This window comes from Streptomyces sp. MK37H (assembly GCF_018035285.1).
GTDB classification, from domain to species: domain Bacteria; phylum Actinomycetota; class Actinomycetes; order Streptomycetales; family Streptomycetaceae; genus Streptomyces; species Streptomyces endocoffeicus.
Genome location: NZ_JAAAYH010000071.1, coordinates 19405 through 28553, shown reverse-complemented (window position 1 = coordinate 28553; position 9149 = coordinate 19405). Strand labels below are relative to the sequence as shown.

Sequence of the window (9149 nt, the reverse complement as noted above, 5' to 3'; positions counted from 1 at the left end):
CGGTCGTGCCGTGCGCCGACGCGCTGCCTGCGCTGTGCCTTGCGGCGCAGCGCGCGGCGCTCCTCCTCGCCGGTGCCGCCCCAGACTCCGTGGGTCATTCCGCTCTCCAGTGCGTAGTCCAGGCATTCCTGGATCACCGGACAGCGCCGGCAGACCTCCTTGGCCAGCGTCTCCTGCCGCCGGGCGGCCGGACCCGCCACCCCCACGGGGAAGAACAGCTCCGGATCCTCGTGCGTGCATTCGGCGTTATGCCACCAGGCCATGGCTGCCCCTTCCCTGAACGACATTGCTGAAAGCACCCGTCGGGCTCACGCGCAGGGTGCGCGGGGCGGGCGTCCGTGGGTCATGCGGACGCGTCCGGGCGGGCTTTGGCAAGGTTCGGGTTTCCGATCGTGGCGGCGGCAAACGGGTCCGAACACGCCATGCCTCGTATCGGGCTACCTGGGAGGGCCCCGGGGCGGCCTGGGCCCTCCCAAGGACGTCAGTCGCGCAGCCGCTCGGGCAGCAGGATGACGCTGCTGCCCGACCGGCCGATCCACCGCGGGCCGCCGTCGACCGCGACCCCCGTGACCGCGGCGGCCAGCGCCAGCGCCCGCGCCGTCCAGCCGGACGGATGCCCGCCGTCCCCGAAGCGATACCGCCACGCCTCCTCCGGATCGCCCTGCTCCGGGTCGAGCATGACCTCCTCGCAGGAGCACATCACCCCGTCGCGGGCTATGGAGGGGTGGATGAACGCGTCGGGGTGGTCGAAGACCGAGACGGCCACGGTGCCCCGGGAGAGCGGTGCCAGCACCTCCTCGCCATGGATGGCGATCCCGTCGAACTGCTGGAGCACCACACCGCCGGGCGCCGCGCCGACCAGCACCCGCCCCTCCTCCTCCAGCAGGACATCCGCGTAGTCGGCCTCGCCGTCTTCCTCGCCGTTCTCGTCCTCGTCCGCGTCCTCGTCCTCGTCCGCGTCCTCGCCGATGGTGGCGACGATGTCTCCGCCCAGCGCGGCCACGACCTCCGGCACGCTCCGTCCGGCCACGAACGCCACACAGCCCCAGTCCTGGTACTCCCCGCCCTCGACGTCGAAGGCGGCGATCAGCTCATCGGCCGCCCGCTGCGCGGCCCGCTCCTCGGGGGACGGCTCCCGGGCGCCGGGCGCCCCGGCCACCAGGTCGGCCAGCGGCGTCCACCACGCCAGCTCGCCCGGGCTCCGCCCGTCGGCCTCCCGGGGCCGCCAGGGGTCGGCCCCGGCCGCGATGAGCGCCGACGCCTTCTCCCGGTCCCAGTTGCGCACCGCGTGCCACAGCGGGGTGCGGCCCGCCGCGTCCGGCTGGTCCACCCCCCGCGCCACCATGAGCAGTTCGGTCAGCACCTCGGCGCTTCCCGAGCAGGCCGCGGAGTGCAGCGGCGCCATATGGCCGCCGAGGATGCGGTCGGGGTCGGCTCCCGCGGCGAGTGCGGCGCGCACGGCCCTCAGATCCGTCCAGTCGTGGATGTCCTGCCAGTCGGTCATGCGTCCAATCTGGCATCCGCCACCGACAATCCGTCTCCGGCCCCATCCGGCGGGCCGTAACCGCCGCCGCCCGGTGTGTGGACGACCAGGACGTCCCCCACTCCGACGTCCGCCGCGTCGCGGCCGTCCAAGCGGTCCACCGAACCGTCGGCGCGCTCGACCAGGTTCGCGCCCAGCGCGCCCGGTTCGCCGCCCGCCATGCCGTACGGGGCCACCCGGCGGTGGCCGGTGAGGAGGGCGACGGTCATCGGCTCCAGGAAGCGGATGCGGCGGGTGACGCCGTGGCCGCCGCGCCAGCGACCGCGGCCGCCGCTGCCCCGGCGGATCGCGAAGCTCTCGACCCGCACCGGATAGCGCCACTCCAGCACCTCGGGGTCGGTCAGCCGGGAGTTGGTCATATGGGTCTGTACGGCGTCGGCGCCGTCGAAGCCGTCCCCCGCGCCGGAGCCGCTGGCGACCGTCTCGTAGTACTGGACGCGGTCATTGCCGAAGGTGACGTTGTTCATCGTGCCGGAGCCCTCGGCCTGGACGCCCAGGGCCGCGTACAGGGCGCCCGTGACGGCCTGGGAGGTCTCGACGTTCCCGGCGACCGTGGCGGCCGGGAAGACGGGCGCCAGCATGGAGCCCTCGGGGATGCGGACCTCCAGGGGCTTCAGACAGCCGCTGTTGAGCGGGATGTCCTCGGCCACCAGCGTGCGGAAGACATAGAGCACGGCCGCCATCACCACCGAGCTGGGCGCGTTGTCGTTGCCCGGCCGCTGGGGCGAGGTGCCGGTGAAGTCCAGGACGGCGCCGCGCGCGTCGCGGTCCACCGTAAGGCTGACGCGGATGACCGCCCCGCCGTCGGTCTCGTAGCGGTACGAGCCGTCGCGCAGCCCGGCGATGATACGGCGCACCGACTCCTCGGCGTTGTCCTGGACGTGGCCCATATAGGCGTGCACGACGTCGAGGCCGAACTGCTCGATCATCCGGCGCAGTTCCTGGACGCCCTTCTCGTTGGCGGCGATCTGGGCCCGCAGATCGGCGAGGTTGGCGTCCGGGGCGCGGGACGGATACGGCCCGCCGGTCAGCAGCTCGCGGGTCTCCCGCTCGCGCAGCGCCCCGTCCCGTACCAGCAGCCAGTTGTCGAAGAGGACGCCCTCCTCCTCGATGGTGCGGCTGAAGGCGGGCATGGAGCCGGGGGTGATGCCGCCGATCTCGGCGTGGTGGCCGCGCGAGGCGACGAGGAAGAGCAGCTCGTCCCCCGCCTCGTCGAAGACCGGGCTGACCACGGTGACATCCGGCAGATGGGTGCCTCCGTGGTACGGGTCGTTGATCGCGTACACATCGCCGGGCCGCATCGCGCCCCCGTTGCGCCGCAGCACCTCCTTGATGGACTCGCCCATGGAGCCCAGGTGCACCGGGATGTGCGGGGCGTTGGCGATGAGGTTGCCCTCGGCGTCGAAGAGGGCGCAGGAGAAGTCGAGCCGCTCCTTGATGTTGACGGAGTGGGCGGTGTGCTCCAGGCGGACGCCCATCTGTTCGGCGATGGCCATGAAGAGGCTGTTGAAGACCTCCAGCATCACGGGGTCCACCTCGGTGCCGACCGCGGTGGTGCTCGGGCGCGGCCGGACCCGGGTGAGCAGCAGATGGCCGCGCTCGCCCATGGTGGCCTGCCAGCCGGGATCGACCACCGTGGTGGCGTCCTCCTCTGCGACGATCGCGGGCCCGGTGACCCGGTCCGACGGGCGCATACGGTCGCGTTCGTAGAGCTCCGTCCGCTGCCGGCGCCCTTCCGAGAACATCCTTACGGTCGTCACGGGCGCCAGTTCGCCCTCCCTGGGCGGCCGTTCCACGGCATGTCCGCCGGTGGGCCCCGACGCGCCGACCGCCTCGACCGACACCGCCTCGACGACGAGCGGCTTGTCCATGGTGAAGGCGTAGCGGGTGCGGTGCGCCCGGACGAAGTCCTCGGTCATCGCGGGGGCGGAGCCCAGCGGGACGGGGATGCTGGAGTCGGTGCCCGCGTACCGCAGATGGACCCGGGCGACGGTGTCCAGGCTGCCCTCCGGGACCCCGTCCGCGAGCAGTTCGCCGCGGGTCCGATCGGCCAGCCGCGCGCACAGCTCACGCACCCGCGGCAGCGTCTCCTCGCCCAGCTCCGCCTCGACGGCCTGCTCACGCATGGCGGTGGCGTCGGCCACCCCGATGCCGTACGCGGAGAGCACTCCCGCGAGCGGTGGCACGATCACCGTGCCGATGCCGAGCGCGTCGGCGACCGCGCAGGCGTGCTGGCCGCCCGCGCCGCCAAAGCTGGTGAGCGCGTAACGGGTGACGTCACGGCCGCGCTGCACGGAGATCTTCTTGACCGCGTTGGCCATGTTGAGCACCGCGATGTCCAGGAAGCCCGCCGCGACCTCCTCCGGTCCGCGCCGGTCGCCGGTCGCCTCCGCGATCTCCTCGGCGAACGCGGCGAAGCGCTCCCGGACCGTCGCCGCGTCCAGCGGCTGGTCGGCGTGCGGGCCGAAGACCGCGGGGAAGTGGTCCGGCTGGATCCGGCCGAGCATCACATTGGCGTCGGTCACGGTCAGCGGGCCGCCGCGCCGGTAGCAGGCGGGGCCGGGGACGGCACCGGCCGAGTCCGGCCCCACGCGGTAGCGCCGGCCGTCGAAGTGGAGCACCGAACCGCCGCCCGCCGCCACGGTGTGGATGTTCATCATCGGGGCGCGCATCCGCACCCCGGCGACCTCGGTGCCGAAGATCCGCTCGAACTCGCCCGCGTAGTGCGAGACATCGGTCGAGGTGCCGCCCATGTCGAAGCCGATGACGCGGTCGTGTCCGGCCTCGCCGGAGGAGCGCGCCATGCCCACCACACCGCCCGCGGGTCCGGACAGCACCGCGTCCTTGCCCCGGAAGTGCGCGGCCTCCCGCAGCCCTCCATTGGACTGCATGAACATCAGCCGGATACCGCACAGTTCGGCGGCCACGTCCTCCACATAGCGGCGCAGGATGGGCGAGAGATACGCGTCGACCACGGTGGTGTCGCCGCGGGACACCAGCTTCATCAACGGGCTGACCTCGTGGGAGCAGCTCACCTGGGCGAAGCCGAGGTCGCGCGCCACCGCGGCGACCGCCTGTTCGTGCGCGGCGTGCCGATAGCCGTGCAGCAGGACGACGGCGGCGCTGCGGAAGCCGTCGCGGTGGGCGGTGCGCAGCGCCTCGGCGGCGGCGTCGAGGTCCAGGGGGCGGACGGCCTCGCCCTGGGCGTCCACCCGCTCGGGGATCTCCACCACCCGGTCGTACAGCGCCTCGGGGAGCAGGATCCGGCGGTCGAAGAGGCGGGGGCGGTTCTGGTACGCGATGCGCAGCGCGTCCCGGAACCCTTCGGTGACGACGAGGACGGTCGGCTCGCCCTTGCGCTCCAGGAGGGCGTTGGTGGCGACAGTGGTGCCCATCTTGACGACGTCGATCCGGTCGGCCGGGACCGGATCGCCGGGGCCGAGCCCCAGCGTCTGCCGGATCCCGGCGACGGCGGCGTCCGTATAGCGCTCGGGGTGGTGGGACAGCAGCTTGCGGGTGACCAGGCGGCCGTCCGGACGCTTGCCGACGACGTCCGTGAAGGTTCCGCCCCGGTCGATCCAGAATTCCCAGCGACCTGTCACCCCGCCATTGTCGCAGCGGACGGCGGTGTGTCGGCGATGAGCGGATCGGCGGGCGGGTGAGGCACCGGGTCGGCGGAGGCGGGCGCCTGGACGCGCGGGTCGGCGGACGAGGGTGCGGACTGCCGGGCGAGCGGCTCGGCGGACGGGTGGGGCAGTGGGTCGGTGGTGGACGGGTGAGGAAGGTGGGCGGGGGCCGGGCCGCGGGTCACCGCGGTGAGCGCGGCGAGGGTCGCCCGCCGGTCCCGGTCCTCGAGCAGATGTCCGGTGCCCTTGAGCCGGTGGCGCCACTCCAGGGCCGCCAGCGCGACCAGGCCGGGCAGAAGGTCGGTGCAGCGGTCCGCGATCCAGCGGGTGCCGCGGGTCGCCATCCACCACGCGGAGCCGGCCCGCGAGGGCGTGGGGCCGTCGAGCTGCAGGGACGGCGGGGCACCGGTCGCGATGGACCGGGCGCGCAGGGCGCTGTGGAACTCCCTGGCCAGCAGCCGGTGCCCGAGCTCGCTCGGATGCAGCCGGTCCACGCTCCACGCCCGCCGGTCGGCGACCCAGGTGTGGTCGCTCAGCTCCACATGGACCGCCTCGTGACGCTGGGACAACGCGTGCACCACGGTGTTCACCGCGCGCATCCGGCGCCCCAGCGGGCGTGCCAGCGCGGACGGCAGCCCCAGCATCCGCCCGGGGTCGGGCAGGCAGGCGGTGAGCACCACGGCGCCGTCGGCGCGCAGCGCGCCGATCGTGCGGTCGAGGGCCTCGGCGACCCGGTGGATGTCGAACGAGTCGCGCAGCGTGTCGTTCCCGCCGACCACGACCGACACCAGATGCGGGCGGGCGCGGCGGGCGGCGGGCAGCTGTTCGTCGGCGACATCGGCGGCCAGCGCCCCGCTGCGGGAAAGATTGACGAACTCCACGGGCTCATCGGGGTGCGGCCCGGCCGCCGCCGCCAGCAGCGCGGCCCAGCCCCGCCAACCGCCGCCGGGCGCCGGGTCGCCGAGCCCCTCGGTGAGCGAGTCGCCGAGGGCGGCGAACCGCAGCCTGCGCGGCTCCGCGCCCGCGCCCTCGCCCGGTCCCTGGCTCGCGCACTCGCCCGTGGCCTCCCCGTCGCCAGGCGTCGTGCCCGGCGTCCGGCCCGCCCGGTACGGGGCAGTGCCCGCCCGGTACGGGGCAGTGGTCGCCCGGTGCGGGGCAGTGGTCGCGTCCTGCCCCGCACACCCCGTCTCCGTAAGGACGGCCTCCGCGAGGACGGCCTCCGTAGGGGCGGCCTCCGTAAGGGCAGCCTCCGTAAGGGCGGCCTCCTTACGAGACGGTTCCGTAGCAGCGCGGTCCCCCGTGTGAGCGCCGGCTGCGCTCACCGCACACCGCCGACGGCCCGGGGCGCGGAGACCGCCGGAGCGGCCGGGAGCGCGGCGGCCGGCAGCCGACCGCCGTCGGCACACCGGACGCCCTCGGTGGACGCGTCATGGGCGGCCAGGAAGGAGGCGACCGCCTCGGGCCAGCCGTAGCGCTCGGCCCGTGCCCGGGCCGCCGCCCGGCGCAGGGGCTCCGAGCGGCCGAGGACGCGCTCGACGGCGTCCGCGAAGGCCGTTCCGCTGTCGGCCGCGGTCTCGCCCGCCGCGCCGACGATGTCCGGCAGCGCGGAGAGCGCGCTGACGACGACGGGCGAACCGCAGGCCAGCGCCTCCAGCGCCGCGAGGCCGAAGGTCTCCGCCGGGCCCGGCGCCAGCACCACATCGGCGCTCGCCTGGATGGCGGCGAGCCCCGCCCGCTCCGCCACATGGCCGAGGAAGACGGCCGGAAGCCCCTCGGCTCGGGCGCGGGCCTCCAGGCGCGGCCGGAGCGGCCCGTCCCCGGCGACCACGAGCGCCGCGGAGACGCCGCGCCGCCGCAGCTCGGCGAGCGCGTCGAGCGCACGGCCCGGCCGCTTCTCGGGCGACAGCCGCGAGCACATGGCGATGAGCACGGCCGCCTCACCGCGGTGGTGGTCCCGCAGCGCCGCGTCGTGATGGGAGGGGTGGAAGTGGCCGAGATCCACGCCCAGCGGGGCGCGTACGACATTCCGGGCGCCGATCCGTACGAACTCGCGCGCCGCCCATTCGGTGGTGCAGACGATCCGCGAGTACGCCCGCGCGGTACGGAGGTTGAGCCGGTCGGCGGCTCCCTCGGCGAACGCGTCCGGCACACCCCAGGTGCGCAGCACGGCGTCAGCGCTCTCGTGGGAGACCATCACGGCCGGTACGCGGGCGCGCCGCGCCCACTCCCCCGTCCAGCGGAGGGAGGTGCGGTCCGACACCTCCAGCCGGTCCGGTGCGAGGCCGTCGAGCAGCCGGGTCAGCCGGCGCCGGTCGGTCAGGACGCGGTAGCCGCCGGTGCCGGGGATGGTCGGCCCGGGCAGCGTGATCACCCGTCCCTGCCGGGTGTGCTCGTCCGAGACCCGCTCGCCCGGCACCACCAGGACGGCCTCGTGCCCGGCCGCCTGGTATCCGGCCCCGAGCTCGCGCAGCGCGGTGCGCAGGCCGCCGGAGGCGGGGGTGACGAAGTTGGCCAGCCGGACGATGCGCAGCCCCTTGCCGTCGCTCATGCTCTGCTCTCCTCCCACGGCGCTCATGCCGCGCCCCCTTCATTCGCTTCTCCGCCCGCGCGGCGCAGAGGCGCGCGCATCGCCATCCACTGCGGCCCGCCGGCCGCGCGTGCGGCGCTCATGCCGCGACCGCCGTGCGGGCCGCCAGGACCTCGGTGTAGTGGTCGATGAGCTGGTCGCCGATCGCCTCCCAGGTGCGGCCCTCGACCGCTTCCCGGCCGGCGTGGCCCAGCGCCGCGCGCAGCTTCGCGTCGGCCGCGAGCAGCGATACGGCGTCGGTCACCTCGGTCGCGTCCCCGGGCGGCACCAGCAGTCCGGTACGCCCGTGGTCGATCAGGTCCAGCGGGCCGCCCGCCGCGGGCGCGATCACCGGGACACCGCTGGCCTGGGCCTCCTGCACGGTCTGGCAGAAGGTCTCCTGGGGCCCGGTATGGGCGAAGACGTCCAGCGAGGCGAAGACGCGGGCCAGGTCGTTACCGGTGCGGCGGCCGAGGAAGCGGGCCCTCGGCATGGCCGCCCGCAGCGCGGGCTCGCTCGGCCCGTCCCCGACCACGACCACCTGGATGCCGGGGAGCTCGCTCAGCGGCGCGAGCAGCTCGACGTTCTTCTCCGGGGCGAGGCGCCCGATGTATCCGACGATCAGCTCACCGCCGGGGGCGAGCGAGCGGCGCAGCTCCGGGTCGCGGCGCGAGGGGTGGAAGCGCTCGGTGTCGACCCCGCGCGGCCACAGCCGGATCCGCGGCACGCCGTGCTCGTCCAGGTCGCGAGCGGCGGCGGTGGAGGGGGCGAGGGTGCGGTCGGCGGCGGTGTGCACGGCGCGGATGCGCCGCCAGGCCGCGTTCTCGCCCGCGCCGAGGTAGGTGCGGGCGTAGGAGCCCAGGTCGGTCTGGTAGACGGCCACCGCGGGTATCCGCAGCCGGAGCGCGGCCGTCATCCCGCGCGCGCCCAGCACGAAGGGGCTGGCGAGGTGGACGACATCGCTGCCGTGGGAGGTGATCGCGGCCGCGAGCTTCCGGCTGGGCAGCGCGACCCGCACCTGCGGATAGCCGGGCAGGGGCAGGGACGGGATACGGACGACGGGGTACGGATGCGACCGGTCGATCTCCCCTTGGCTCTCGGGTGGACCGCCGGCCGTGGCGGGCGGTGGGCCTCCGGGGGGACCCGCCGGTGCGATGACCAAGGGTTTATGCCCACGGCGGTGGAGGTGGTCCGCGGTCTGCAGCGTGCAGTGAGCGACGCCGTTGATGTCGGGTGGGAAGGATTCAGTCACGATGGCGACACGCATACCGGTGTTGTCGGCGTACGAAGGGTGGCCCCGGCATCGTGAACGTTTCGCGCCGTAGAACGTCCCATGAGCGTTGGCCCTCGCACCCCTAGGGGCCCCTTCAGGGCCCCTGGAGGGATCGCCGCAAACCCGCATGAACCCGCTGGA

Annotated in this window: 6 protein-coding genes; all 6 read right to left on the bottom strand. The window is 74.5% G+C overall.

Annotated features, from left to right (window positions below; translation table 11 throughout):
- Window positions 1–263 (bottom strand): WhiB family transcriptional regulator (locus GWI24_RS13325; protein WP_210946168.1); only part of this gene is annotated, 263 nt, incomplete at its 3' end.
- Window positions 264–481: 218 nt separating this feature from the next.
- A complete protein-coding gene (locus GWI24_RS13320; RefSeq protein ID WP_210946167.1) occupies window positions 482–1504 on the bottom strand; it encodes an ankyrin repeat domain-containing protein in 1023 nt (340 codons plus the stop codon).
- Complete coding sequence (locus tag GWI24_RS13315) at window positions 1501–5145, bottom strand: hydantoinase B/oxoprolinase family protein (RefSeq protein WP_210946166.1); 3645 nt, start codon at window positions 5143–5145, stop codon at window positions 1501–1503. Before GWI24_RS13315 ends, GWI24_RS13320 begins: the two co-directional genes overlap by 4 nt.
- Window positions 5142–6491 carry an SGNH/GDSL hydrolase family protein gene (locus GWI24_RS46515; protein WP_210946165.1) on the bottom strand — a complete coding sequence of 450 codons (1350 nt, stop codon included), beginning with the start codon at window positions 6489–6491 and terminating at the stop codon, window positions 5142–5144. The genes GWI24_RS13315 and GWI24_RS46515 overlap by 4 nt, the downstream gene beginning before the upstream one ends.
- Window positions 6488–7717, bottom strand: coding sequence for a glycosyltransferase (locus tag GWI24_RS13305; protein WP_210946164.1), 1230 nt, complete (start codon window positions 7715–7717; stop codon window positions 6488–6490). The genes GWI24_RS46515 and GWI24_RS13305 overlap by 4 nt, the downstream gene beginning before the upstream one ends.
- A 118-nt stretch (window positions 7718–7835) precedes the next feature.
- Window positions 7836–9002, bottom strand: a complete 1167-nt coding sequence (locus GWI24_RS13300; RefSeq protein WP_210946163.1) for a glycosyltransferase family 1 protein — start codon at window positions 9000–9002, stop codon at window positions 7836–7838.
- Window positions 9003–9149 lie beyond the last annotated feature (147 nt).